This window comes from Streptomyces sp. NPDC049577 (genome assembly GCF_040675635.1).
Classification (GTDB): Bacteria; Actinomycetota; Actinomycetes; order Streptomycetales; family Streptomycetaceae; genus Streptomyces.
Window position 1 is genome coordinate 1 of record NZ_JBFAPH010000051.1, and the last position, 24,643, is coordinate 24,643.

29 protein-coding genes are annotated in these 24,643 nt (G+C 71.5%); 17 read left to right on the forward strand and 12 right to left on the reverse strand.

Annotation, left to right across the window (positions count from 1 at the left end):
* Together AB0K09_RS09140 and AB0K09_RS09145 are read right to left on the reverse strand one after the other, a co-directional pair.
* Positions 1 to 1,034: alpha/beta hydrolase-fold protein (locus tag AB0K09_RS09140; RefSeq protein WP_366064655.1), on the reverse strand; the 1,034-nt coding region annotated here is incomplete at its 3' end.
* Positions 1,035 to 1,177: 143 nt separating this feature from the next.
* A complete protein-coding gene (locus AB0K09_RS09145; RefSeq protein WP_366064656.1) occupies positions 1,178 to 2,161 on the reverse strand; it encodes a ScbA/BarX family gamma-butyrolactone biosynthesis protein in 984 nt (327 codons plus the stop codon).
* 146 nt (positions 2,162 to 2,307) lie between these two features.
* Between AB0K09_RS09145 and AB0K09_RS09150 the strand changes: the two genes are divergently transcribed.
* From AB0K09_RS09150 to AB0K09_RS09160, 3 genes are all read left to right on the forward strand, one after another.
* Complete coding sequence (locus AB0K09_RS09150; RefSeq protein ID WP_366064657.1) at positions 2,308 to 3,540, forward strand: cytochrome P450; 1,233 nt, start codon at positions 2,308 to 2,310, stop codon at positions 3,538 to 3,540.
* Between the two features lie 157 nt (positions 3,541 to 3,697).
* Positions 3,698 to 4,435, forward strand: coding sequence for a ScbR family autoregulator-binding transcription factor (locus AB0K09_RS09155; RefSeq protein ID WP_366064658.1), 738 nt, complete (start codon positions 3,698 to 3,700; stop codon positions 4,433 to 4,435).
* A gap of 22 nt (positions 4,436 to 4,457) precedes the next feature.
* Positions 4,458 to 5,327 (forward strand): NAD(P)H-binding protein, encoded by an 870-nt coding sequence (locus AB0K09_RS09160; protein ID WP_366064659.1) that lies wholly within the window; start codon positions 4,458 to 4,460, stop codon positions 5,325 to 5,327.
* Between the two features lie 18 nt (positions 5,328 to 5,345).
* On the opposite strand, the gene AB0K09_RS09165 is transcribed toward AB0K09_RS09160, so the two are convergent.
* Positions 5,346 to 5,927 (reverse strand): TetR/AcrR family transcriptional regulator, encoded by a 582-nt coding sequence (locus AB0K09_RS09165; RefSeq protein WP_366064660.1) that lies wholly within the window; start codon positions 5,925 to 5,927, stop codon positions 5,346 to 5,348.
* A 271-nt stretch (positions 5,928 to 6,198) separates the two neighbouring features.
* The gene (locus AB0K09_RS09170; protein ID WP_366064661.1) at positions 6,199 to 6,783 is read right to left on the reverse strand and encodes a TetR/AcrR family transcriptional regulator; all 585 of its coding nucleotides are present in this window, start codon (positions 6,781 to 6,783) and stop codon (positions 6,199 to 6,201) included.
* 154 nt (positions 6,784 to 6,937) lie between these two features.
* Here AB0K09_RS09170 and AB0K09_RS09175 point away from each other — a divergent pair, with 154 nt between their 5' ends.
* From AB0K09_RS09175 to AB0K09_RS09190, 4 genes are all read left to right on the forward strand, one after another.
* Complete coding sequence (locus tag AB0K09_RS09175; protein ID WP_366064662.1) at positions 6,938 to 7,252, forward strand: hypothetical protein; 315 nt, start codon at positions 6,938 to 6,940, stop codon at positions 7,250 to 7,252.
* 122 nt (positions 7,253 to 7,374) lie between these two features.
* The gene (locus AB0K09_RS09180) at positions 7,375 to 7,746 is read left to right on the forward strand and encodes a rodlin (RefSeq protein WP_366064663.1); all 372 of its coding nucleotides are present in this window, start codon (positions 7,375 to 7,377) and stop codon (positions 7,744 to 7,746) included.
* 230 nt (positions 7,747 to 7,976) lie between these two features.
* On the forward strand, positions 7,977 to 8,348 hold the full coding sequence (locus AB0K09_RS09185) for a rodlin (protein ID WP_366064664.1): 372 nt from the start codon (positions 7,977 to 7,979) through the stop codon (positions 8,346 to 8,348).
* A 180-nt stretch (positions 8,349 to 8,528) separates the two neighbouring features.
* Positions 8,529 to 8,939 (forward strand): rodlin, encoded by a 411-nt coding sequence (locus AB0K09_RS09190; protein ID WP_366064665.1) that lies wholly within the window; start codon positions 8,529 to 8,531, stop codon positions 8,937 to 8,939.
* A gap of 83 nt (positions 8,940 to 9,022) precedes the next feature.
* Here AB0K09_RS09190 and AB0K09_RS09195 read toward each other — a convergent pair whose 3' ends face one another.
* Together AB0K09_RS09195 and AB0K09_RS09200 are read right to left on the reverse strand one after the other, a co-directional pair.
* On the reverse strand, positions 9,023 to 10,201 hold the full coding sequence (locus AB0K09_RS09195; RefSeq protein ID WP_366064666.1) for a 3-hydroxybenzoate 6-monooxygenase: 1,179 nt from the start codon (positions 10,199 to 10,201) through the stop codon (positions 9,023 to 9,025).
* Between the two features lie 56 nt (positions 10,202 to 10,257).
* Positions 10,258 to 10,953, reverse strand: coding sequence for an SDR family NAD(P)-dependent oxidoreductase (locus AB0K09_RS09200; RefSeq protein WP_366064667.1), 696 nt, complete (start codon positions 10,951 to 10,953; stop codon positions 10,258 to 10,260).
* A gap of 234 nt (positions 10,954 to 11,187) precedes the next feature.
* Between AB0K09_RS09200 and AB0K09_RS09205 the strand changes: the two genes are divergently transcribed.
* Complete coding sequence (locus AB0K09_RS09205; RefSeq protein WP_366064668.1) at positions 11,188 to 11,652, forward strand: AtaL-like protein; 465 nt, start codon at positions 11,188 to 11,190, stop codon at positions 11,650 to 11,652.
* Between the two features lie 122 nt (positions 11,653 to 11,774).
* On the opposite strand, the gene AB0K09_RS09210 is transcribed toward AB0K09_RS09205, so the two are convergent.
* The 3 genes from AB0K09_RS09210 to AB0K09_RS09220 form a co-directional block, all read right to left on the reverse strand.
* Complete coding sequence (locus tag AB0K09_RS09210; RefSeq protein ID WP_366064669.1) at positions 11,775 to 12,548, reverse strand: 2,3-dihydro-2,3-dihydroxybenzoate dehydrogenase; 774 nt, start codon at positions 12,546 to 12,548, stop codon at positions 11,775 to 11,777.
* Positions 12,549 to 12,699: 151 nt separating this feature from the next.
* Positions 12,700 to 12,966: a hypothetical protein gene (locus AB0K09_RS09215; RefSeq protein WP_366064670.1), complete on the reverse strand. Its 267-nt coding sequence runs from the start codon at positions 12,964 to 12,966 to the stop codon at positions 12,700 to 12,702.
* 216 nt (positions 12,967 to 13,182) lie between these two features.
* A complete protein-coding gene (locus AB0K09_RS09220; protein WP_366064671.1) occupies positions 13,183 to 13,578 on the reverse strand; it encodes a helix-turn-helix transcriptional regulator in 396 nt (131 codons plus the stop codon).
* A gap of 211 nt (positions 13,579 to 13,789) precedes the next feature.
* On the opposite strand from AB0K09_RS09220, the gene AB0K09_RS09225 reads away from it, so the two are divergent.
* From AB0K09_RS09225 to AB0K09_RS09260, 8 genes are all read left to right on the forward strand, one after another.
* Entirely contained in the window at positions 13,790 to 14,005 is a 216-nt protein-coding gene (locus AB0K09_RS09225; protein WP_366064672.1) for a hypothetical protein, read from the forward strand.
* 59 nt (positions 14,006 to 14,064) lie between these two features.
* Positions 14,065 to 14,283 (forward strand): hypothetical protein, encoded by a 219-nt coding sequence (locus AB0K09_RS09230; RefSeq protein ID WP_366064673.1) that lies wholly within the window; start codon positions 14,065 to 14,067, stop codon positions 14,281 to 14,283.
* A gap of 129 nt (positions 14,284 to 14,412) precedes the next feature.
* The gene (locus AB0K09_RS09235; RefSeq protein ID WP_366064674.1) at positions 14,413 to 16,545 is read left to right on the forward strand and encodes a hypothetical protein; all 2,133 of its coding nucleotides are present in this window, start codon (positions 14,413 to 14,415) and stop codon (positions 16,543 to 16,545) included.
* Positions 16,546 to 16,602: 57 nt separating this feature from the next.
* Positions 16,603 to 17,223, forward strand: coding sequence for a hypothetical protein (locus AB0K09_RS09240; RefSeq protein WP_366064675.1), 621 nt, complete (start codon positions 16,603 to 16,605; stop codon positions 17,221 to 17,223).
* Between the two features lie 29 nt (positions 17,224 to 17,252).
* Positions 17,253 to 17,603 (forward strand): hypothetical protein, encoded by a 351-nt coding sequence (locus tag AB0K09_RS09245; protein WP_366064676.1) that lies wholly within the window; start codon positions 17,253 to 17,255, stop codon positions 17,601 to 17,603.
* Positions 17,600 to 18,283 (forward strand): nucleotidyl transferase AbiEii/AbiGii toxin family protein, encoded by a 684-nt coding sequence (locus tag AB0K09_RS09250; protein WP_366064677.1) that lies wholly within the window; start codon positions 17,600 to 17,602, stop codon positions 18,281 to 18,283. Before AB0K09_RS09245 ends, AB0K09_RS09250 begins: the two co-directional genes overlap by 4 nt.
* Positions 18,284 to 18,470: 187 nt before the next feature.
* A complete protein-coding gene (locus AB0K09_RS09255) occupies positions 18,471 to 20,102 on the forward strand; it encodes a ubiquinol-cytochrome c reductase cytochrome b subunit (protein WP_366064678.1) in 1,632 nt (543 codons plus the stop codon).
* Positions 20,103 to 20,139: 37 nt separating this feature from the next.
* Complete coding sequence (locus AB0K09_RS09260; protein WP_366064679.1) at positions 20,140 to 20,436, forward strand: hypothetical protein; 297 nt, start codon at positions 20,140 to 20,142, stop codon at positions 20,434 to 20,436.
* Here the strand turns inward: AB0K09_RS09260 and AB0K09_RS09265 are convergent.
* The 3 genes from AB0K09_RS09265 to AB0K09_RS09275 form a co-directional block, all read right to left on the reverse strand.
* Positions 20,393 to 21,664, reverse strand: a complete 1,272-nt coding sequence (locus AB0K09_RS09265) for a hypothetical protein (protein WP_366064680.1) — start codon at positions 21,662 to 21,664, stop codon at positions 20,393 to 20,395. The genes AB0K09_RS09260 and AB0K09_RS09265 overlap by 44 nt on opposite strands.
* Before the next feature lie 105 nt (positions 21,665 to 21,769).
* Positions 21,770 to 22,642, reverse strand: coding sequence for an aldo/keto reductase (locus AB0K09_RS09270; protein WP_366064683.1), 873 nt, complete (start codon positions 22,640 to 22,642; stop codon positions 21,770 to 21,772).
* A 16-nt stretch (positions 22,643 to 22,658) separates the two neighbouring features.
* Positions 22,659 to 23,639, reverse strand: a complete 981-nt coding sequence (locus AB0K09_RS09275) for an NAD-dependent epimerase/dehydratase family protein (RefSeq protein ID WP_366064681.1) — start codon at positions 23,637 to 23,639, stop codon at positions 22,659 to 22,661.
* 70 nt (positions 23,640 to 23,709) lie between these two features.
* Between AB0K09_RS09275 and AB0K09_RS09280 the strand changes: the two genes are divergently transcribed.
* Entirely contained in the window at positions 23,710 to 24,642 is a 933-nt protein-coding gene (locus tag AB0K09_RS09280; RefSeq protein WP_366064682.1) for a LysR substrate-binding domain-containing protein, read from the forward strand.
* The last annotated feature ends 1 nt before the right edge of the window (position 24,643 follow it).

Sequence of the window (24,643 nt, forward strand, 5' to 3'; positions counted from 1 at the left end):
CAGTCGAACGCCGCCGGGTACAGCCGCATCCACGTGTTGTAGTTGTGCCCGCCGGACGCGAGCAACATCGTCCGCAACCGGACCCGCGAGCCCGCCGCGTCCCGCTGGAACTCCTCGATGTAGCGCGGCGGGCTGTCCCGGTCCTGCCGGGACGTGGCGAGGAAGAGCCCGACCTCGGCCCGGCTGTGGCGGACCAGCCACGTCGGGCTGTTCTCGCGCCGCAGGCGCGGGTCGGTGATCGCGCCGCCGTCGCCGTTGAGCGGATCGGGGTCGAGGGCGGCACCCGCCCCGAAGACGCGCGGGTACTGCAGCGGCAGCTTCGCCGCGCACAGCCCGCCGGTGGAGATGCCGAGCGCACCCCACGACCCCGGCTCACGCCCGGTCCGGAAGTGGCTGCGGATGAGCTCCGGCACGTCCGAGGCCAGCCAGGTGGCGACCTTGCGGCCGCGCAGGTCGGAGCAGTCGGTGTCGACCCCACCCGGGTTGATGATCGGGACCGCCAGGATCGCGGGACGCGCCGCGCCGCTGCGGACCAGCCGTTCGAAGACGCCCGGCATCCTGCCCTGCTCCAGCCACGACTGCGGCGAACCCGGCACGCCGTGCAGCAGCATCACGACGGGGAACGGCGTGCGGCGGTAGCGCGGGTCGTCGTACTGAGGCGGGGTCCACACCATGACCTGGCCGGAGAGCTTGGAGCGCGGCCCGTGGAAGTACGTCTCGCGCATGCCGTTGTCGCCCCGGGTGAACCGGGCGCGCTGGGGCGGCGGTCCGGGCATCGCGACGGGGCCGGCGTCGCCGGTGCGGCCGAGGAGGTCGCCCCAGGAGGCATAGAGGCCGTAACTGGTGTTGATCCAGCAGGCGACGACGCAGATGGCGGCGGCCTGGCAGAGCCCGATGAGCAGCACGCGGGCCAGCCAGCGCACCGGTCCGGGGCCGGGCACGCGGGGCCACAGCAGCAGCGTGGCGAGGACGGTCAGCGCGGTCGCCGCGAGGAGCAGCGCGAAGAACGGGGTTCCGGTCAGGCTGAGGCTCATCCCGCAGGCGCTCCCTCGGCTCGCGCAGGTCGGCGGGCGTAGCCTACTCGGCCCGGTGGCGGCCGGGGCCGAGGACGCACTACCGGTGCGGGAGTGGGGGACGGGGCGCCGACGGCGGGAGCGGCGAGGCCGTCACTCCGCGCTCACGCCACGGCGAACGCCCGGCAGTCGTCGGTGACATGGGCCAGCGTGCAGACGAAGACCGGCTCGCCGAGCTGCGTGCCGGTCACCTCGGCGGTGAGCGGGGCGAGGGGCTCGTGCTCGGGCACGGTCACGTCGATGAAGCAGGGCGTGTCGAGCTCGGCGTACCGGCTGAAGGTGGCGGTGACGGTCGCGGTGCCCGCCGCCCGGGGGCGGAGCACGGCGTACGCGGCCTGGCGGGCCGCCTCGACCAGGACCATGCCGGGCACGTGGTCGGCGGGGTGCTCGAAGAGGATGGGGTGCAGCAGATCGGGGGACAGCAGCCAGCGGTCCGGCCGGTCGGTGGGGGAGATCACCACATCGAGCGAACCGGCGCGCCCGACGTCGGCGGGGCGGGCGGGCGCCGGGCGGGGAACGGCCAGTCGCTCGGTGAAGTCGGCGTGCTTGCCGCGTATCCGGCCGTAGAGCGCGGCGGGTATGCAGACGAATTGACCGCCGCCGGTGGCGACCGGCGCGCCGTCACGGAAAATGGTCATTTCCATGCGGAAGGCGAATCGGCGGTCTCTGCTGTCACTGACGATACAGCGGGCGTCTATGGTCAGATCGCTCGGCGTCATGCCGATGACGAGTTGTTCCTCATGGACATGGAAGTGCATTTCTTGCAAGAGGAATTGATGTCCGAGCGGAACATTCAATTCCGTATGGGCGAGGTACAAACCGACCTGTCGGATGGTTTCCGCCGCCAGCAGCGGATCGTGTCGTCTGCCGCCGTCCGTGGTGAAGAACGTGTGGGCACGGGGCCATTGGGCGTCGAGGCGGAAACGGTGGTCACCCAGGGCGGTCGATCCGGTCAGGAAGACCTCCGCCACCGATGCCCGGTGGACGAGTTCCTTGGGGACCGTACTGGTCATCCGGCGCGGGCTGGCTGTGCGGCGCGTCACGCGCCGACCCTCGGCGGCGGTCGACGGATCCATAGAACTCTCCATGGAAGATAATTGACGATAAGTCAAGCATGTTGGCAATACGTAGCCTGATCTAAGATACGGACTGGCCGGTTATCTTCAAGGCTGCGAGCCGAGGATCACAGAACGTATACACGGTCCCGGTGCAGCGACATCAGCGGAGTCCCCAGATGCAGCGCTCGTCCTGTCCCTTCGTCCTCGATCCCACCGGCCGCGACCTCAGGGGCGAGACGGCCCTCTTGAGCGCCCGCGGGCCGGCCACTCTCGTCGAGCTCCCCGGCGGTGTCCGGGCCTGGTCGGTCACCGGCTACGAACTGGCCAGACGCCTCATGCTCGACCCCCGCGTCTCGAAGGACGCCTACCGGCACTGGCCGGCCTGGATCAGTGGCGAGGTCGACCACACGTGGCCGCTGGCGATGTGGGTCTCCGTGCAGAACATGCTCACGGCCTACGGGGACGAGCACCACCGTCTGCGCAGACTGGTCGTCAAGGCGTTCACCGCCCGCCGCACGGCCTCGCTCAAACCTCGCATCGAAAGCATCGTCAACGAGCTACTGGACGATCTCGCCGCGCTGCCGCCGGGGGAGACCGTCGACTTGAAGCAGCGATTCTCCTATCCGCTGCCCATTCGTGTCATCTGCGAAATGCTGGGAATCGAGGAGAGGCTCCGCGACGATCTGCACCGTGTCGTCGACGTGCTCTTCACGACGACCACGACGGCGGAAGAGGCGCAGGCCAATCAATTCGAGCTCTACCGCCTGCTCTCCGAGCTCGTCGCCGGCAAGCGGGCCAACCCGGGCGCCGACATGACGAGCGACCTGATCGCCGCGCGCGACGAGGGCGACGGCACCGGGCTGAGCGAGAAGGAGCTTGTCGACACCCTGCTGCTCATCATCGGCGCCGGGCACGAGACGACCGTCAACCTCCTCGACCAGGCCGTCCTGGCGCTGCTCACCCACCCGGAACAGCGGGAACTCGTCCGCGACGGCCGGGCCACCTGGGACGACGTGATCGAGGAGACGCTGCGGGCCCGCGGCCCGGTGGCCAACATCCCGCTGCGCTTCGCCGTCGAGGACATCGAGGCGGGGGACGTGCTGATCGCGGCCGGTGACGCGATCCTCATCTCCGTGCTGGGGGCCGGTCATGACCGGGTCCAGCACGGGGAGGACGCGACCGCGTTCGACATCACCCGCGCCACCCGGCGCGACCACATCGCCTTCGGGCACGGCGCCCACCACTGCCCGGGCGCGCCGCTCGCGCGGCTGGAGGCCTCGCTCGCCCTGCCGGCGCTCTTCGAGCGCTTCCCCGGGCTCTCGCTCGCCGTCCCGGTGGACGAACTGCGGCCCTTGCCGTCCTTTATTTCCTACGGACATCAGGAACTTCCGGTGCGTCTGAAGCATTGAGGACGTCCGCTTCCCGCCGGGAATGGCATGTCTGCCGCCCCGCTTTACCCGTAACGTTTTCGCCATGGTGCGGCTGGAATGATTCGGCCGCACAGCGGCTGATAGTTGTGGGGGTAAAGTACGACGCGTTCGGTTTGTTTTGGTCGGAGGGGCGGCAATGGCGCAGCAGGCGCGTGGAATCAGGACTCGCCGGGCAGCGCTGGAGGCGGCGGCGTCGCTCTTCGCCGAGCGCGGTTACGAGGCCTGCACCATCTCCGAGGTCCTGGCGCGGGCCGGAGTGACCAAGGGAGCCCTGTACTTCCACTTCGACTCCAAGGAGGCGCTGGCGCGCGGAGTCCTGGAGGAGCAGGTCTCGGTCGACGGGGTCGCCCCGCAGTCCACCAAGCTCCAGGAGTGGGTCGACACGGGCATGCTGCTCGCCCACCGCCTGCCGAAGGACCCGCTGCTGCGGGCCGGTGCCCGGCTGGCCCTCGACCCGATGACGCAGCACCTCGCCAGCACGGGCCCCTGGGCCGAGTGGACCGAGGTCTCCTCCGGCATGCTGGCCGAGGCGAAGGCCCGGGGTGAGGTCCTGCCGCACGTCGACCCGTACATCACCGCGCGGTTCGTCGTCGGGGCCTGGACGGGTGTGCAGGTCATCTCCGAGGTCACCACCGGCCTCGCCGATCTGTCGGAGCAGATCTCCATCCTCTTCCGGCACATCCTGCCCGGGCTGGCGAGCCCGGCGATCCTCCTCCAGCTCGACACGGCCCCCGACCGCGGCGCCCGCCTCATCGCCGAGGCCGAGCGCCGGGCGGCCGAAGCGGCCGAAGCTTCCGGGACGGCACAGACCAGGGACGCCGCGGAGACCGACGAGGCCGGGGAGCCGGCGGACGCCGACATCGTCAAGGCCTAGCGCGACCGGCAGGATGCCACCCATGACCCACGCCACCGCCCCCCGCATCCTGATCACCGGCGCGAGCGGCACCATCGGCCGTGCCACCGCCCGGCTGCTGGCCGGGGCCGGGCACGCCGTACGGCTGCTCGGCAGGGACCCGGCCCGGCTGCCGGACCTCGGCCCGCTCGGCGAACCCGTCACCGGTGACTTCGCCGACCCGGCCGGCCTGCGGGCCGCGCTGGCCGGCATCGAGAAGGTCCTGGTCATCACCCGGGACCCGCGGTTGCCCGAGTACGACGCCAACATCGTGGACGCCGCCCGCGCGGCCGGCGTGCGCCACCTGGTCAAGCTCTCCGCCCTCGCGGTCACGGACGACGGCGCCGAGGACTTCCTCACCCGCTGGCAGCGTGCGGCCGAGGAGCGGGTGCGCGCCTGCGGCCTCGACTGGACGATGCTGCGGCCCCGCTCCTTCATGAGCAACACCCTCTCCTGGGCCGACGGCGTCCGGTCGGCCGGCCTCGTCCGCGCCTGGCCCGCCGACGCGCCCAACGCCTGTGTGGACCCCCGTGACGTCGCGGCCGTCGCGGCCCTCGTGCTCACCGGCGACGGGCACGCCGGGCAGGCGTACGCGCTGACCGGCCCCGAGGCGCTGACCGCGCGGCAGCAGACCGCCGCGCTGGGCGCAGCGCTGGGCCGGGAGCTGGCCTTCCAGGAGCTCACCGGCGACCAGGTGTACGCCGCCACCGAGCGCCGCTACGGGCCGCAGGTGGCCGCCGCGCTGCGGGAGAGCGGCGAGCGCCAGCTGCGGGGCGCGAAGGGGCACGTCGAGCCGGCCGTGGAGCGTCTGCTGGGGCGTCCCGCGCGCTCGTACGGCACCTGGGCACGCGACCACGCCGGGCTCTTCCGCTGACGGTGCGACCTCCCGGCGTCAGCCCGCCGGGGTGCGGTCGGCCGCGTCCAGGATCTCCATGGCGACCTTGAGCAGGGCGGCCCGCTTCTCCTCGGCCTCGCCCGCCACCTCGTCCAGCCCGAAGGTGCCGAAGTGCACGGTCAGCAGGGCGCTGGCGTAGTGGACCTGGACGTCCAGCGGGCCGTCGCCGGTGGACATGAGCCGGGAGACGGCTCTGACCCGCTGCCGCAGCTGCTCGCCGATGTCGAGGTCGCGCAGGGTCGCCTGGTTCTCCTGGAGGATGCGGTAGATCGGCGCGGCGTCCCGCACGGCCGCGCTGTAGCGGCGGAGCAGCTCCCGCTTGGTCTCCGGCGTGGGCGGCTGCCCGGAGGCCCAGGCGATCAGCGCGTCGACCGGCTCGCCCAGCTGCTGCGAGAGCTCGGCGAGGATGTCTTCCTTGGTCTTGAAGTGGTAGTAGAGCGCGGCCTTGGTGACGCCGAGCTCCTCGGCGATCTCGCGGAGCGAGGTGTTGGCGTAGCCGCGTGAGAGGAAGAGCTGGAGCGCCGTCTGCTGAATGCGTTCTCGGGTGTCGCTCCTGCGCGCCCGGGGGATGCTGCCCATGGCTCTCTCCTGCGTTGTCCGTCGGGATCGGCTGCACCCCGTCAACTGAGCTTACTTGACGCCCGACTAGCGCATGCGTGCCCGCCGGCTTCGGCCCACGTCATGGGGAGGCCATGATTCTGGCGCAGCGGCGGTGGGCCGGAGCCGGGGCCTCCGCCGTCCGCCGACGCAGGGGACGGGGCCTGTCATCCGGACGCGCGACGGGCCGGCGTCACCTTGTCACTCTTCCGGACAGTCGGGGAGTACGACCAGGTGCCCGCCCGGACATGTCCTAGGCCAGGCCCCGGGCCTCGTGGGCCGAGGTCAGCAGTTCGGTGGCACCGTCGAGCAGGGCCAGCCGCTTCTCCTCCGGATCGCCCTCGACGTGGCTCAGCGCGAACGTGCCGAAGTGCAGGCTGAGCAGCGCGGTGATGCAGCGCACCTGGGCGGCGACGGGTGCGTCCGGTTCCCTGAAGAGACCCGACAGGGCGGACACGCGGTTTTTGAACGCGCGACCGACGCTGAGCTCGCTCAGCGCCGCCTCGTTGGCGTGCAGGACGGTGAAGAGCGGCGCCGCGCTGCTGAAGATCACGCTGCACTGTGCCAGCAGCTCGCGCCTGACCTCCAGCCCGCGCGGCTGCCGGCGGCCCCACTCGATGAGCTCGTCCATCCGGCGCCCGACGTCCAGGAACAGGCTGACCAGGATGTCTTCCTTGGTCTTGAAGTGGTAGTAGAGCGCCGCCTTGGTCACGCCGAGCCGTACCGCGATCTCCCGCAGGGTCGTCCGCTCGTACCCGCGCACCAGGAAGCACTCCAGTGCCGTCTCCTGAATGCGCTGCCGGGTATCACCCCGGCCGTGCCGCTCAGCACTCCGCATCGACTGCTCCCTTCGGTCGGGCACCTCCGAGAACCGGTCTTACCGGTCAGCAAGCAAGCAGATTAGCGTACTTGACGCCCGGTTAGTTGGGTGCCTAGTCTTCCCGTTACGCTCACTAGCCGGGCGGCCAGTACGAGGTTCGGGAACCGAGGGGATGGTGCGCGTCGACATGGGACGACACCTGACTGCCGCACACGACTACTACGTGGCGGACCGCCGCGTGGTCGGCGGCTACGAGACTGTCCAGACCGTCGGGGCGGAAGAACGGCGCCCGGTGGGCGATCCGCCCGTCCCCGCCGTCTTCGAGGGGTACAGCGTGCCGATCCGCACCGCGGCGTCGCTGCTGGGACTCTCTCCGTGGACCGTCGCGCACCTCATCGAGCGCGGTGAGCTGTGCAGCGAACGCGGGGGGCAGTACCGCTATGTGACATTGACGAGCATCTTTTCCTACCGGCGGCGCACGCGCTGAACCGCTGGAGATCGTCCGGCGCCCCGATGGTGCGAATGAGTGACATCCCGGAACCTCCCAAATAGGCCGGAGTTAGTCAGATCGCTTTCAGTGGGGGCGCTACACGATCGAAAGGCATAGACGTGCTCAAGAAGCTTCTCGCCACGACCGCACTCGCGGTCACCTCAGTCGGTACACTCGCCGGCCCCGCCATGGCCATCGGCGATGACCAGGACACCGCCAACGCGAATGGCGCGAAGACCGGTTACGGCAACACGCGCACCGGTGGCAAGGAAAGCCCTCAGATGAGCCTGATCCAGGGCACGCTGAACAAGCCCTGCATCGCCCTCCAGGACATCGCGATCCTCGCTATCCAGGACATCCCGATCCTGTCCTCCAACCAGGAGATGCAGTGCAACGACAACTCCACGATCAGCGACGGTGACGACCCGCTGTCGCACATCCTGGACGACATCCCGATCATCTCGGGCAACGGTTCCGCCAACGGCCACTGACCGGCGGACCGAGTACGGCGCGAATCCCCCTGCGACGGGTGTGCGGGACCCGTCGCAGGGGGATTTGTCATTTCTCCCCACCCGCGCGGGGCCTTTTGACTTACGCGCTTTCCGGTACGCCGGCCACGCCTGGGCCAATGGGATGAATGCCGATAACCTGCGCGACCGCGCCGCGTTGGACAAGGCATTCGGTCAGCAAGCAGTCGACGACCCGGAGTAAAGGAAACATCGTGATCAAAAAGGTAGTGGCCATGGCCGCGGTGGCGGCTTCCGCGGTCGGCACGTTCGCGGGCCCCGCGATGGCCATCGGCGACGGCGACCAGGACACCGCCAACGCGAACGGCGCGGCGACCGGTTACGGCAACACCGTCACCGGCGGCAAGGAAAGCCCGCAGATGAGCCTGATCCAGGGCTCGCTGAACAAGCTCTGCATCGGCATCCAGGACGTCGGGATCCTCGCGATCCAGGACATCCCGATCCTGTCCTCCAACCAGGAGATGCAGTGCAACGACAACTCCGTCATCAGCGATGGTGACGACCCGCTGTCGCACCTCATCGACGACATCCCGATCCTCTCGGGCAACGGCTCCGCCAACGGCTGACCGGCAGCGGAACGGCTGGCGAATCCCCCTGCGACGGGCGTACGGGTCCCGTCGCCGGGGGATTCCCTCTTTTCCCCCGTGGGCCAATGGGATGAACGCCGATAACCTGCGGTCCTCGCTCCTGGTTAGACAAGGCGTTCGTTCACGCAAGCAGTCGACCACCGGAGTGAAGGAAACATCGTGATCAAAAAGGTAGTGGCCATGGCCGCGGTGGCGATGTCCGCGGTCGGCGGCGCGGCGGGTTCGGCTGCGGCGTACGACCACGGCGGACAGGACGTCGCCAACGCCAACGGCGCGGCGCAGGTGTACGGCAACACCTACACGGGCGGATACATGAGCCCCCAGATCGGCCTGATCCAGGGCTCCTTCAACAAGCCCTGCATCGCCGTCGGCGACCTGGGCATCCTCTCCATCCAGGACATCCTGCTGCTGTCCTCGAACCAGCAGATGCAGTGCAACGAGAACTCCGTCATCAACGACGGCGACGACCCGCTGTCGCACATCCTGGACGACATCCCGATCCTGTCGGGCAACGGCTCCGGCAACCACGAGGGGCTTCTCCACGGGCGCGGGCGGCACCGCCGCCACTGACCGGTCCGACGACGCGGCGCACGACGGCGGCCGCCCCCGGAAAGCTTGCCGGGGGCGGCCGTTGTCGCGAGGTGCGGGGCCGGTCAGCGCACGCCGGCGTGCAGCCAGTCCACCTTGTCGTACAGGTCCTCCACCGAGAAGGAGGACAGCATCTCGTTGCGCGCCACGGCCTCCTCGCCCGCCGGGTGGTACAGCTGGCGGCCCATCTCACGGGCGACCAGCTGGGTCCGGGCGGTGCGCTCGCGCCGCTCGGCGTTGTACTTCTCCAGCCGCTGGCCGATCGTCTCGCCCGCCGCCTCCGCACCGGCGAGGAGATCCCCGAGCAGCACCGCGTCCTCCAGCGCCATGCAGGCGCCCTGCGCGGCGTACTGCAGCATCGGGTGCGCCGCGTCCCCGAGCAGCGTCACCCGGCCGTCGGTCCAGCGCTCCACCGGGTCGCGGTCGCACAGCACCCACGCCCGCCAGTCCTCCCCGAGGTCCAGCAGCTGCCGCGCCGCGTCCCCCAGCTCGGGGAACTCCGCGAGCACGCGGTCGGTGGGCACCGGCAGGCCGGCCACCGCCTCGCTGGCGGCGTCGTCCCGGGTGGCCGCGAGGTTGAGGTACTTCCCGCTGGCGATGGGGTAGTGCACGAAGTGCCACTTGGGGCCCGCCCAGAGCGCCACGCAGTTCCAGCGCAGCTCCTCCGGCACCCGCTCCATCGGGATCACCGACCGGTAGATGGTGTGCCCGGACACGCGCGGCTCGCCGTCCCCGACCAGCTGGGCGCGGACCGCCGAGCGGATGCCGTCGGCGCCGATCAGCGCGTCCGCGGTGAAGACGCGCCCGGTCTCGGTCGTGACGGTGACGCCGTCGGCGTCCTGCTCGTAGGAGGCGACGGCGTTGTCGCCGAGCAGGGTGACGCCGGGGTGCTCCCGGCAGGTGTCCAGCAGCGTCTGGAAGAGGTCGCCGCGGTGCACCACCGCGTAGGGGTTGCCGAAGCGCTCCCGGTACGGGCCGGTGAGCGGCATGGCGGCGACGCGTTCGCCCGTCGTGCCGTCCATGAACCGCAACTCGTCGATCAGGACGGCCTTCTCCAGTGCCGCCCCGCCCACCCCGAGCCGGTCGAGGGCGTGAAAGGCGTTCGGGCCGAGCTGGATGCCCGCGCCGACCTCGCCGAAGACGTCGCTGCGCTCCAGGACGGTCACCAGATGGCCGTGGCGTGCGATCGAGATCGCCGCCGCGAGGCCGCCGATGCCGCCGCCGGCGATGAGTATCTTGGCCATGTCGTCTCTCGCTGTCCTCTCTCGGTTCGTGGAACGACTCTCCCCGGGCCGTGCGCTCAGAGAGCTGCCTTGCGGTCGAGGACGAGGTCGTGGCCGACCACGTACGAGGCTTCGTCCGAGGCGAGCCACAACACGGTCTCGGCGATCTCCTCGACCTTGGCACCCCGCCCCAGCGGGCAGGGGCTGATGGCGTTGATGCGGACACCCTTTTCGATGTACTCGCGCGCGGCGGTCTGGGTGAGCGTGCTCACGGCTGCCTTCGACGCCGCGTACGCGCCCATTCCCGGCAGCAGGCCCTGGCTCCCGATGTTGCTGGCGGTGTTCACGATGACGCCGCCGCCGTTCTTCTCCATGTGGGCGATCTCGTGCTTCATGGAAAGCCAGACGCCGGTCAGATTGGCCGCGAGAGTATCGCCCCAGACCTTTTCGCAGATCTCCGCGACCGGCTGGTTCGGGCCGAGTTCCGTGACGTTGTTGAAAGCGATGTCGAGCTTTCCATGGCGGTTCACCACGGTCTGCACGATGCGCTCCGCGTCCTGTTTTCCATGATGCGTGACATCGCCCTCGATGCCGCAACTGGCTTTTCCGCCCAGCTCGGTGATCTGTTCGACGGTGTCGTGGAGCATCTCCCGGTGACGGCCGGCCACGACCACATCGGCGCCCTCCCGCGCGAATGCGAAGGCCGCGGCCCGGCCGATGCCCTCGCCGCCGCCCGTGACCAGGACGACCTTGCCTTCGAAACGTTTGGACATTCTGGCTCTCCTGCCGATGACGCACATACAGCCAACAGGTGCCATCATCGGACGCGAACTGGTGTATGGCTCAGGCGAGTCGGTCAGTACGTCAGGTAGTGAAACGGACGCCCTTCGACCGATTACGCGGCATCTGACGGAGTGCGGCCGGACTGCTCGGAGGGCGCCGCGTACGGCCGCAGAATTGCTTGGCTGCCGGAGAAACGCCCGATCGAGACGGAGCGAGATAGCGACATGCTGACGCTTTCCTGGACCCGCCGTGTCAACGAGGACAACGAGCCGGGAAGTCCTCAGGTCACCCGTGAGCAGTTGTGGCGGGTCCTGGTGGACAAGGCCGAGAACCCCGTGGCCTACGTGCCCGCCATCACCGAGTGCCGCGTCCTGGAGCGCTACCCGGACGGCATCCTGCGCGAGGCCAAGCGCGGCGAGCGGCTGCTCGTCCAGCGTGTGACGTACGAGCCCGAGGCGGGCCGGGTGGTCTTCCGGCACACGGACGCCACCGACTTCGCGATGATCGCCGACGAGATCGGCGTGGACTCGGAGGGCCGGCTCACCCTCACCCTCAGTCTGACGCTGGCCGAGGAGACGACGGAGCGCGTCATGGACAAGGACGCCTACCTGCGCGCCCTGGACGAGGACTTCTCGGCGACGGTCGAATCCATGACGCGGTCGCTGGCCCGCAAGGCGGCTCTGCTCTAGCCCCGGCCGGGCCGGGGGAACGAGTCGGCTGCGGCGGTGCCGGGCGGACTCCCACGAGGGAGTCCGCCCGGCACCGCCGTTTCCGCGAACCCCCGGGGCACCCTGCGGCCGGCCGCCAGGCGCTAGGCCCCGAGCGCCGCGCCGCCGTCGACCGTGAGGTCGTGCATCGTGATGTGGGACGCCTGGTCCGACAGCAGGAAGACGACCGCCTGGGCCACGTGGTCGGGGTGGGCCAGGCGCTGGAGCGGGATGCCCACCCGGTACGCGCTGGCGACGCCCTGGATGGAGGCGGCGCGGGCGACGTCCGCGTCCTTCCACATGCCGCTGAGCATCGGGGTCTCCGTGGAGCCGGGCGCCACCAGGTTGCAGCGGATGCCGTACTTGGCGACCTCGAGGCCGAGGCACTTGGTGAACATCGTCGCGGCCGCCTTGGACGCCGCGTAGGCCGCCATCTCGACGCGCGCCGTGCTGGCCGCGTTGGAGGCCACCGTGACGATCGCGCCGCGCCGCCGCTCGACCATGCGGTTGACCACCGCGCGGGAGACGAAGAAGACGCCGCTGGTGTTGACGGCGAAGGTGAACGACCAGTCCGCGTCCGTCAGCTTGCGCGCCTCGGACAGCCGGAGCACGCCGGCCGCGTTGACCAGGAAGTCGAGGGGGCCGAGCCGTCGCTCGACGTCGTCGACGACCTTCTCGACGTCGGCGCTCGAGGTGACGTCGCCGACGAAGGCCTCGACGTGCAGGCCGTCGGCGGTCAGCTTGCTCACGGTCTCGCGCAACCGGTCGCCGTCCTTGTCGACGGCGGCCACCTTGACCTCTCGCTCGCCGAGGGCGCGGACGACCGCCTCCCCGATTCCACCGGCCGCCCCGGTGACGAGCGCTGTTTTGCCTTCCATCTTCCGACCTCCATGACCCGGCACGTCCGGCAGTCATGCTCGGAGAAATATGGATGGTACGTGAAGTGATGAATTCTCAATTCGTCATGTGGCCGAATACCAAAGGCAATTGCCAGCCATCGCCGGGCTCCGGTAGCCTTCGGCGCCCTGCTCAGCCCTCGTAGTAGACGGTGAGCACCGCGCCGTCGACCTCGATGCGCCGCCCGTCGCGGCAGCCGCCGTTGCGCAGGGCGCGCAGGCAGTCCCGGAACATGGCCATTTCCTCGTCGCTGAGCACGGCGGCCGCGAGGTCGAGGAGTTCGCTCACGCTCTCCTCGGTGAGCACGCCGGGCAGTTCGCCGGAGAGCAGCACCACGGACTCCCCGGTGCGGCCGCGCACGACGGCGTTGGACGTCGAACCACCACTGACGACGAGCACACGATCCCCCTGTCCACCTGAGGGCCCGTGCCATTCACTCGCCTCCGGCAGGTCGAGACGATAGCGGTGCGGACGGGCGCTGCCCGGCGGGTCGGGGATATTCCCCCGATCCCGTCGTCCGGGGAACCGGGCGGGCCGGGGACGGCGTCATCGTCCGAGCGCCGGGGGCGGTCCGGGGACGGTCCGGGGGCGGTCCGGGGACGGTCCGGGGGTGGTTCAGTCCCCCCGGGCCTCGCGGCCCAGCAGCGATTCCACCAGGGCGGTCACGTGCCGGCGGTCCTCCGCGGACAGCCGCTGGACGCTGGCGATCAGCAGGTCGACCTCGGGGTCCTGCGGGGTGCCGCCCGGCTGCCCGGCGTCGGCCCCGGGTGTGCCGTAGAGGTGGATGCCGCAGGCCTCGGCGGCGGCCCGGCGCAGCGCGTCGAGGGGCAGATCGAGCCCGCGCGCGAGCCCCTCCAGCGTGGCGGGCTGCGGCATGCGCGCCAGTCGTTCGGCGGTGGCGAGGTGGTGCACGGTCGACCGGGGGATGCCGCCCCGGCGGGCGGCCTCTCCGTACGACCATCCCTGCCGGTCCAGTCGCTCTCGGATCATCTGCTGCAGTGCGTTGGCCACGGACGGTCGCTTCCTGCTCTCGGCTGGCGGCTGGCTCGGCCCGCTCGGGTGAAACCGATTCTACGGGCGGTGTCGAGCGGAACCGCTTGCGCGTCGGCGCGCCGCACCACTACTGTCCAATCTCGTTGGACAAGCCGTCCGACGACATCGGACACGGGCCGGGGGGTCCTGCCCGTGCCGTGCTCATCACCGTCCCGGAGGGGGAACCACCATGATCGACATCCACGAGCTCGAGGCCGAGTCCGCCGAACTGCTGCCCGGCCGTGAGGCCCTGGGCAAGCTGAAGTTCAGCTTCACCCGGACCACCAACGTCACCAAGCACATCGCGAACGTCTCGGCCCACAACGAGTCGGCGGCGATCAACGCCTGCTCGCCGGAGGCCCTCGCCCAGTCCGCGGCCGGGCAGTCGATCTCCATTCAGCAGTGACGTCCCAGCTGTAGCACGTAACGCCACCCTCCCGCAGTCCACTTGAGAAAGGCACCACCATGAGCATGAACGCGCACGAGCTCGAGGCCGAGTCCGCCGAACTGCTGCCCGGCCGTGAGGCCCTGGGCAAGCTGAAGTTCAGCTTCACGCGGACCACCAACGTCACCAAGCACATCGCGAACGTCTCCGCGCACAACGAGTCGGCCGCGCTCAACGACCACTCGCCGTTCGCGGTCGCCCAGTCCGAGGCGACGCAGAGCATCTCCATCAAGCAGTAGCCCGGCGTCCGGAGCCCGGCGCCGCCGGGCCCGGAATCCGGTAGCCAACCCGCGCTGCGCGGGCCGCACCCGGGGGAAGGGGCGCGGCCCGCCGAGGGGGGCGCGGTCTCGCCGAGGGGGAGGAACCAGATGACGGTGGTCGGAGACCACGAGCCCGGCCGCAGCCGCCATCGCGTCGGCGACACCGCGACCCTGCGCACCGGCGCCGCGGCCGCCGACAGCGGCACCGGCGCGCCGGACGTCCGGACAGGGGACACCGGCGCCCCCGTACCGGGGCCGGGCGGGTTTCCGTACGCGCTCCCGCGCACCTACGTCACGGGGGACGCCGCCGAGACCGTACGACTGCCCGTCGTACGGCCGCTGAAGCAGCCCGCCGGGCCGCCGGGGGGATCACCGGGGGATCCGCCGGAGGGGCCGGCGACCCCGGCGCGGGCGTTCGTCCCACGCCTCAGCGCCGGGCTGCGCCTGCACGGCGAGTACCAGGGCTCGGGATTCCACGCCCCCAAGTACATCGCGCGGCGCGGCGACGGCCAGGTGGTGCAGTTGTCCCAGCTGCTCCACCTGGTCGCGTCCGCCATCGACGGCGTCCGCGACACCGCGGCCGTCGCCCGCCTCGTCAGCGCCGACTACGGGCGCGAGGTCAGCCCCGAGAACATCGTCTATCTCATCGAGCACAAGCTCGACCCGCTCGGCGTCACCGTGCCCGACGGGCAGGAGGACGACCAGGTCGACGGCCCGCGCTCCGACCTGCTGCTCAGCCTCAAGGGCCACCGCGTCGTGTTCAACGAGCGGCGCGTCGCCGTCATCGCCCGCTCGCTGGCCTGGCTGCACCGGACACCCGTGGTCGTCCTCGTGCTGCTCGCCGCCGTCGCCATGGACGTCTGGCTGTTCGCGATCCACGGCGCGATGGAACCGGTTCTCAGCGTCCTCGACCAGCCGCTGCTGCTGCTCGCCGTCTTCGGCCTGACGGTCGCCTCCCTCGTCTTCCACGAGTTCGGCCACGCCTCCGCCTGCAGATACGGCGGCGCCCATCCCGGCTGCATCGGCTGCGGCATCTTCCTCATCTGGCCGTCCATGTACACCGACGTCACCGACGTCTACCGGATCGGCCGCGCCGGACGGCTGCGCACCGACCTCGGCGGCGTCTACTTCAACGTCGTCTTCATGCTCCTGCTCACCGGGGCGTACGTCGTCACCGGCCAGCCCTTCCTGCTCAGCGCCGTCTACCTCGGCCACTTCGAGGTGCTGGAACAGCTGATGCCGGCCGTCCGGCTCGACGGCTACTTCATCCTCGGCGACCTCGCCGGCGTCCCCGACCTCTACGGCAAGATCAAGCCGATTCTGCTCGGCATGCTCCCCTGGCGCCGGCGGCCCGAGCCCGCCGTCGCCGACCTCAAGCGCTCCACCCGGATCATTGTCACCACCTGGGTGCTGACCATGGTCCCGCTGCTGGCCGCCGAGCTCGCCTACGCCCTGTGGAACCTGCCCCGCATCGTCGCCACCGGCATCCGCTCGCTGACGCAGCAACTCATCGGCACCTACGAGGCCTTCGCCGACGGACAGCTCGCCAGCGGGCTGGCGGGTGTGCTCGGCAGCCTCATGCTCATCTGCCCGCTCGCCGGCATGACCTATCTGTCCATCCGGCTCACCGGGCGCCTCGGCCGCAACGCCCTGCGCGCCACGGCCGACCGGCCCCGGCTGCGGACCGGCCTCTGCCTGGCCGTGGCCGGCGTCGCGATCACCCTCGGCTACGCCTGGTCGAGCGGCGTCACGCCCAAGCCGCTGCCGCCGGCCCCGCCCATCGCCCCGATCCTCCAGCCCCACGTCCCCACGGCACCGCCCGAGCCGGTCCACCCGACGCTGCCGGGCCACGAACCGGAGGCGGACCGCGACCCCGGCGCCGCCCCCGCCCGGCCGGGTGCCACCGCCCCGGCCGTCACCCCGCTGCCCTGGCGCACCCCGGCGCCGGTCGCCTCCGGCGTCGTCCTCCCGCTCCCGCTGCCGACCCCGGCGGCGAGCCCCGCGGCCCAGGCCGCACCCCCGGCCGCCAAGCCCAGCCCGGCCGCGCCACCGCCGCCGGTGGTCCTCCCGCCGCCCCCCAAGCCGGTCCCCGCGGGCACGACCGCGCCTCCCTCGCCCGCCCCGACGACCCCCACCCCGGCCCCGCCGTCGCCCCCGGCGAGCACTCCTCCGCCGCCGCCTCCCCCGGCCACGACCCCGCCGGCCCCGGCCCCGACCCCGACGGCGGCGGCCACGCCCTGACCCGTCCGGGTCCCGCAGGGCACCCCGTTCCACACCTCACCGACAGGAGAACCACCCATGCACCGCACCGTCCTCCGCCTCGGCCTCCTCGCCGCGGGCATCGCCGCCGCCGCGAGCGCCGGACCCGCCCAGGCGGCGTCCTCCGTGGTCGTCTACCGCGACGGCGTCCGCACCGCCGCCGACCATCACCACCACGTCGCGTACCGCGACAGCTTCGCCGTCCACCAGCTCGGCACGGTCCGGGCCGCCGGCCTGCGCAACCAGGCCACCGCCACGTCGGCCGGCTGTACCGCCGACGACGCCTGCCGGTCGGTCGCGCTGTCCTTCCAGATCGTCACCCTGGCGGGTGAGCACGTCCGGCTCAACGCCGTCAACCGCGGCGAATCGGTCAACGAGCACTGCACCGGCTGCCAGACCCTGGCGGGCGCGTACCAGTTCGTCGTCCAGACCCGCACGCCCGTCGCCATCGACCCGGCGTCCGCCCGCAAGCTGGCCGACATCCACCACCGCCTCGACACCCTGAGCGCCTCACGCCTGTCCGCCACCGACCTCAAGCAGCGCGTCGACGGCCTCGCCGCGGAGGTCCGCACGGTCCTGGCCGGCCTCCACGTCCCGGCGGGCAAGGCCCGCCCGGACGTCACGGTCCACCGCCACCTGCAGGGCTGGCCGACGCGCTGAGGGGTCCTCGGTGCGCCATAATCGCGAGCATGTCGCCTGAGCCGACCATCCGGGAGCTGCGCCGGGCCAAGTTCGCACGGCGCCTCCCCGACAGCCTCGCGGATCTGACGGGCCCCGCCCACGGCGTTGTGGAGCTGCCGCTCCACGTCGCCTGGTCGGGGCTGCGCCGTTACGACCTGGATCACCCGAAGCTGCGCATGAGCATGTACCGCATCGTGCTGGCGGAGGGCCAGCACGAGGATCTGCTCCGGTTCCTGAACCGCGACGTCCTGATGGAGTGCTGGCCCGTGCTGCGCATCCTGGTCGAGCGTGACCTCCGGGACGTGTGGGAGAACGCCTTCCCCGAGCTCACTGCCGCTGAGAAGCGACCGGCCGCGTGAGGCTGCCCGACCTGCACCGCCGGCTGCTCACGGACCTGATGGACGTGGGATCGCCGTACCCACTCGTTCTGACCGGCGGCTACGCGGTGCAGGCGCACGGGCTGGTGGACCGTCTCAGCTCCGACCTCGACCTCGCCACCGAGGCACCCGCCCGGATGGACGCCATCGTCTCGTCCGTGCGGGATGGCCTCCAGGCCCGCGGCTGGCTGGTCAGCGACATCGAAATCGAAGCGCTGTCGGCTCGCTTGCTGGTCACCGATGCGGTGAGCGGCGAGGAGTGCGAGGTCGACATCCTCAAGGAGACGATGTGGCGCCCGCCCCTGCAGAGCGAGTACGGGCCCGTCCTCGCGGTGGAGGACGTGGTCGGAACGAAGATGCGCGCCCTCGCCAATCGCGGCCTGCCGCGTGACCTCATCGACGTGCACGGTGCGTCCGAGCGCTGGTCGCGTACGGAACTGGAGGAGTTCGGACGGCGTCATGCCTGGGACGAGTTCGACCTCACCGACCTCCAGGTACGCCTGAGCAACGCCGAATGGCTCGACGACTCCGAGTTCGCCGCCTACGGCCTCGACGAGGCCGCGATCACCGACCTGCGCCGCTGGGCGCAGGAATGGGCCGACGACATCGGCGAGCGCCTCGCCGAAGAGGCCCCGTACGAAGAGCCCGACCAGGACGAATAGATGTCCGGTGCGGGCCCCCGGCCCGCCCTTCACCTCCGACACTCCCCGGCAAATCCCTGCTTCCGGCGCGAACCCGTGGAAGATGGGGTCGGAGTACCCAGATCAGGACATGCGGGGCGGCGCCCCGCGCGGCGGCGCGTCGGCCTGCCGGCCCGATCCCCCCACACGTACGAATAGCCGGGACACCATGTCGAACGAAACTCCGGCCGGGACGCGCCCCACCGCCCGGGCGTCCAAGGGCGAGCGGATCGCGGATTGGGCCGACGGCCGCGTCGGTCTGTTCACACTCGCCAAGTCGAACCTGCGGAAGATCTTCCCGGACCACTGGTCCTTCATGCTGGGGGAGGTCGCGCTCTACTCCTTCATCGTCATCATCGTGACGGGCGTCTACCTGACCTTCTTCTTCAAGCCCAGCATGAACGAGGTCGTCTACGACGGCTCGTACACGCCGCTCGACGGCATCCTCATGTCCGAGGCGTACCGGTCGACGCTCGACATCAGCTTCGACGTCCGCGGCGGGCTGCTGCTGCGCCAGCTGCACCACTGGGCGGCGCTCGTCTTCATCCTCTCGATGACCGTCCACATGCTGCGCGTGTTCTTCACGGGCGCCTTCCGCAAGCCCCGCGAGCTCAACTGGCTCTTCGGGGCCGGGCTGCTGATCCTCGGCATGTTCGACGGGTTCATGGGCTATTCGCTCCCCGACGACCTGCTGTCCGGCACGGGCATCCGCTTCATGGAGGGCGCGATCCTCAGCCTGCCGATCGTCGGCACATACCTGGTCTTCTTCATCTTCGGCGGCCAGTACCCGGGTTCGATCTGGATCCCGCGCCTCTTCACCGTCCATGTGCTGCTGATCCCCGGCATCATGGCGGGTCTGCTGGTGGCGCATCTGATCCTGGTCTTCTACCACAAGCACACCCAGGGGTTCGGGCCCGGCAGGAACAACCGGAACGTCGTCGGCATGCCCCTGATGCCGGTCTACATGGCCAAGGCGGGCGGCTTCTTCTTCCTCGTCACCGGGATCCTCTCCGTCTTCGCGGCCATCGCCCAGGTCAACCCGATCTGGTCGTACGGGCCGTACCGGCCCGACCAGGTGACCACCGACGCCCAGCCCGACTGGTACATGGGCTACTCCGAGGGCCTGATCCGCGTCATGCCGGGGTGGGAGATCAACTTCCTGGGGCACACGCTCGTGCTGGGCGTCCTGATCCCGCTGCTGATCTTCCCGTCCATTCTGCTGGCGCTGTGGCTCTACCCCTTCTTCGAGGCCTGGCTCACCGGCGACCGGCGCGAGCACCACATCGCCGAGCGCCCCCGCAACAACCCCGTCCGCACGGCCTTCGGCGCGGCCTGGATCTCCGAGTACGCGCTCCTCCTCGTGGGTGGCGGCAACGACCTCTGGGCCACGCACTTCCACCTCTCGCTCAACGCGATCACCTGGACGGTCCGGATCGGCTTCTTCGTGCTGCCCGTGCTCGTCTTCGTCATCACCAAGCGGTGGTGCCTCGGCCTGCAGCGCCGCGACCACGAGAAGACCCTGCACGGGCGCGAGTCGGGGATCATCATGCGCAAGCACCACGGCGAGTACGTGGAGATCCACGAGCCGCTGGCACAGGCGGACCGCTACTTCCTCACCGCGCACGACCAGTACCGGCCGCTGCCGCTCCCGGTGGCCGTCGACGAGCGCGGGGTCCCGCGCAAGGTCGGCTGGACGGACCGGGTCCGCGCCCGGCTCTCGGAGGCCTACTTCGGCGGTACGGGACAGATTCCCAAGCCGACCGTCGAGGAGTACAAGCAGGTCACCGAGGGCCATCACTGAACCGCCGGCACGGCGGAGAGCAGACAGGGGCCGGCACGTGCGACTCCCATGGCACGGCGGCCTCTTCCGCCGCCGGCCCCGCTCCAGCTATCCGTACGGGCTGCTCGTCCCGGTCGCCCGCGTCGCCACGCCGACGGCCGCCGAGGAGATCCGCCGGTTCCTCGACACCTGCGGCATCCGCTCCACGACCGCCCCCTGCCCGGGCCGCCCCCGTCGCGGCCCGGGCGGTCTGCGCTGGCGGCTCCAGGTCCTCGTCTTCGCCGACGACGCCGGGCGCGCCCGGCGCCTCGTCAACGACTGGACCCTGCCGCTGCCTCCGGCCGGGCGCCCGTAGCGGGGCTCTCCAGCAGCCGCAGGACCCCGAGCAGCAGGCGCAGACGCACCGGATCGGTGACGATCGTCAGACGACCGCCCGGGCCTTCGAGTTCGGCGGCCTGCCAGGTGCGGGGGTGGGCGCGCTTGCCCCCGCGGCCGGAGGGGGTCAGATGAGGCAGGCGGATCCCGGTCAGGCGATACCCCTCCAGGGGAACATGCCGGGCACGGGCGTCCAGAAAGCGGGCGGGCGACGCGTACAGGGAGCCGTTCTCCAGCGCGAGGACGGCCACGGGCGACGGTGCGAACCACCGGTAGCCGGCGATCGTGCCGTGGAACTCGATCCGCCGGCCCTGCGCCAGCGCCTCGGACTCCTTGCGGAACTCCTGGCGGCGCGCGGGCAGCAGCAGTCCTTCGGCCCCGAAGAGCCGGTCCAGGCGAGGGCTGACGGACGCCGGATCCCGGTCCGGGTGGGCGCCGGCGCGGGCCCGGTACACGGCCCGGCCCGCGGCCCGGACGGCGAAGAGCAGACCGGCCGTCCAGAACGGGACGGTGTCCTCGATGGGCAGGTCGAGGGCGTCGGTCACTATCGCCGCCGGCACGGTCCAGCACAGGGCGGTGATCCAGACGGGGTGCAGCGCGTCGGCCCGGGGGTCGGGCTCGCAGGCGGGGCCCGGGGCGGGGCGCAGCCGGAAGAACCCGTAGAGCGCGCAGGTCCCGCCCACGGTGAGGCACACCAGCACGGCCATGCCGAGCAGGCGGTCCTCGTTCCACACGTCCCCGGTCCGCACCCGCCGGCCGTCCACGGTCACGGCGACGATCCGGCCGTGCCACACCGAGACGGTGGCGCGGTCGCCCGGTCGCCAGTGCCCGGCGGTGCCGGCGTCTTCGTAAAGGTTCACGCGGTAGGGGCGCGCGGTGCCCTCGGCCAGGTCGGCATAGCTGCTGTCGTGCTTGCCCCGGGCCATGTGCACCCGGACGACCGCTGCGGGGATCCGTTCGACGCAATCGGTGCCGACGCCCTTCTCGCCCGTCGGACACGGCACGGCCCGCCGGAATTCCTGCGCCTCGACGACCGCGCCGGTCAGGGCGGGGAGGAGCCACAGTGCCGTGCCCAGCAGCCCGCATCCGAGGAGCAGCAGCAGCGCGCCGATCGTGCGGTGGAGCGCGGTCCGGCGATGGACCGGCATGTGCTGCCCCAGCTCCGGATAACGCTGGGAGCCGGGGCAGGGAGGAGCGGAGTCGTTCACGGCCGGACGGTACGCGCGGTGGCCGGCCCGTGCGCAGGGCGTTCTCCGGCAATGTGGCGGGGGCTTGCCTGCCGGGCACCGGCAAAGCCGGTGCAGGGGGCGCCCTCAGCCGCCGAGCCGGGCCAGCTCCTCCTCGGTCAGCCGGAGGCGGCCGGCCGCTGCCGAGTCGCGGATGGTCCGTGGCCGGCTGGCGCCCGGGATGGCGATGAGCGCGGGGGAGCGGGCCAGGAGCCAGGCGAGGCAGATCTGCTGCGGGCTCACCCCGCGCTCCTCCGCGACGGCGTGGAAGGGCGTACCGGCGGAGGTGGTTCCCGAGGGCCCGTCCAGCGCGCTCCGCGAGATACCGCCGAGGGGGCTCCACGGCAGGAAGGCCAGGCCCAGCTCCTCGCACAGCCGCAGTTGCGGTTCGCTGCCGCGAACGGCGGGGGAGTACTGGTTCTGCACCGAGACAAGCCGGTCGCCGAGGATCCGGCGGGCCTGGTGGATCTGCTCGACGGTCACGTTGGAGATGCCCGCCGACCGGATCTTTCCCTCGTCGAGGAGGTCGCGCAGCGCGCCCACCGAGTCGGTCCACGGCACGCCCGGGTCGGGCTTGTGCAGCTGGTACAGGCCGATCGTCTCCGTGCCGAGCCGCCGCAGCGACTCCTCGCAGGCGCGCTTGAGGTGCCCGGGCCGGCCGTCCACCGTCCACGAGCCGTCGCCGGGCCGGCCGCGGCCGCCCTTGGTGGCGACCAGGACGGAGTCCCGGTCCCCGCCGTACGCGGCGAGGGCGCGGGCGACGAGCCGCTCGTTGTGGCCGGTCTCCCCGGCGTGCCAGTGGTAGGAGTCGGCGGTGTCGATCAGGGTCACGCCGGCGTCGAGCGCCGCGTGGACCGTGGCCACCGCCCGCGCCTCGTCGGGCCGTCCCTCGATGGACAGCGGCATGGCGCCGAGGCCGACCGCTCCGACGTGCAGATCGCCGATGCGGCGCGTGAGCATGGGTTCGGACATGGGGTCAGACACCTTCCGTGCTGGTGAGGGCCTCGGCCACGGCACCGGGCAGCCAGTCCGTGACCCGGGAGAAGCCGAAGCCGGCCGCCGAGGCGCGGCCGTTGTCGAGGGCGTAGTAGCGGTCGAAGGAGAACGGCGAGGCGGTCCCGCCGCCCTGCCCGGCGATCCGGTACCGCGGCCGCCGGGTGCCGACCGCGCCGGCGACGAGCCCGCACAGCTCGGTCACCGTGAGCTCACCGTGCGAGCAGGCGTTGAGCGGGCCGGTGACGCCGGACGTCGCCGCCCAGAAGAGGAACGCGGCGATCTCCCGGTGGTGGACGAACGACGTGGCCCGCGGGGCGCGGTGGACGCCGACCGGCCGGCCCGCCGCGATCCGTTCGACGTAGTGGGCCAGCCGTCCGGTGAAGTCCAGGGCCCCGCCGCCGAGCACGTGCGCGCTGCGGACCGTCGCGAAGGCGAACGGCGCGTCGCGGGTGAAGACCGCCTCGGCCTGCCGCTTGCCCTCCGCATAGGCGGTCGCCTCGCCCCAGCGCCGGGCCGGCTCCCGCAGGTCCCGCCACGGCAGGGCGAGGTCGACCGGGACCGCCGCCGGGTCGACGCGGTCCTCGGTGCACGGGGCGCCGGACGGTACACCGGGCGGGACGCCGGGCGCCTTGCCGGCCGGCGCACCGGTCGCCGGGTCGTAGACCTCCATCGTCGAGGTCATCACGTAGCGCGGCGTCCGGTCCGCGAAGACCCGGCAGGCCACGGCGGCCTGGGCCGGGGTGTAGCAGACCTGGTCGACGACGGCGTCGAAGGTGCGCGGCCCCAGCGCCGCGCGCAGCGCCGCCTCGTCGTCGCGGTCGGCCACGAGGCGGGTGGCACCCGGCGGCGCCGGCACGGAACCCCGGTTGACGACCGTGACGGCGATCCCGGCCTCCAGGAACAGCTCGATCAGATGCCTGCCGAAGTACCGGCTGCCACCGATGACACACACGTTTCGCATGTCCCGACTCTGACGCCGTACGGTCCCCAGCAGAACTGGCGACCTGCTGAACACGTGGTGAGGAAAACTGATGATCGACGTACGGCGGCTCGCGATCCTGCGGGCGGTGGCGGAGCACGGCAGCTTCAACCGGGCGGCCGCCGCCCTGTGCCTGACGCCGTCGGCCGTCTCCCAGCACATCGCCGCCCTCGAACGCGGCCTCGGCCGGCCCGTCGCCGTCCGCAGCACGCGCGGCGTCACCCTCACCGAGGCCGGCCGCCTCCTCGTGGAGACCGCGGAGACGGTCTCCGCCGAGCTGGAGCACGCCCGCCGGCGGATCGACCGCCTCACCGCCGAGCGGCCCCGGCTGACGATTGCCACCTTCACCAGCGGCGGCCGGCTCCTGCTGCCCGGCGCGCTGGCCCGGTTCGTCGCCGAGCACCCCGGCGTCGAGGTGACCGTGCTGGAACGCGAACCCGAGCACAGCCTGCCGATGGTGCGCCGCGGCGCCGCCGACATCGCCCTCGCCTACCACTACGACGGGACGCCGCCCGTACGCCCCGACGACCGGTCGGGCCTCGACTGGACGCCGCTGCTGGACGACCCGCTGTGGGTCGTCCTCCCGACCGGCCATCCCCTCGCCGGCCGGGCCGCTCTCGCCCTCGGGGAACTCGCCGCCGAGCGCTGGGTGCTCGGCTGTCTGAAGACCGAGGGGATCCTGCGGCGGTACGCGGCCGTCGCCGGTTTCGAGCTGCGGATCTCGGGCAGCACCACGGACTACTTCTTCGCCCAGTCCCTCGTCGCCGCGGGTCTCGGCGTCTGTCTGGTCCCCCAGGTCTCCCTGCCGCCGCCCACCCGCGACCTGGCCGTCGTCCCCCTCGAACCGCCCCGCCCCACCCGCCGCATCGGCCTGGCCACCACCCGCCGCACACCCCGGCCGCTCGTCACCGCGCTGGCCGACCTGCTGCTCACCGCTAGCGCGTCGCCGGTGGACGCGAGTGGCGCACCGGCCGGACCGGTCTGAC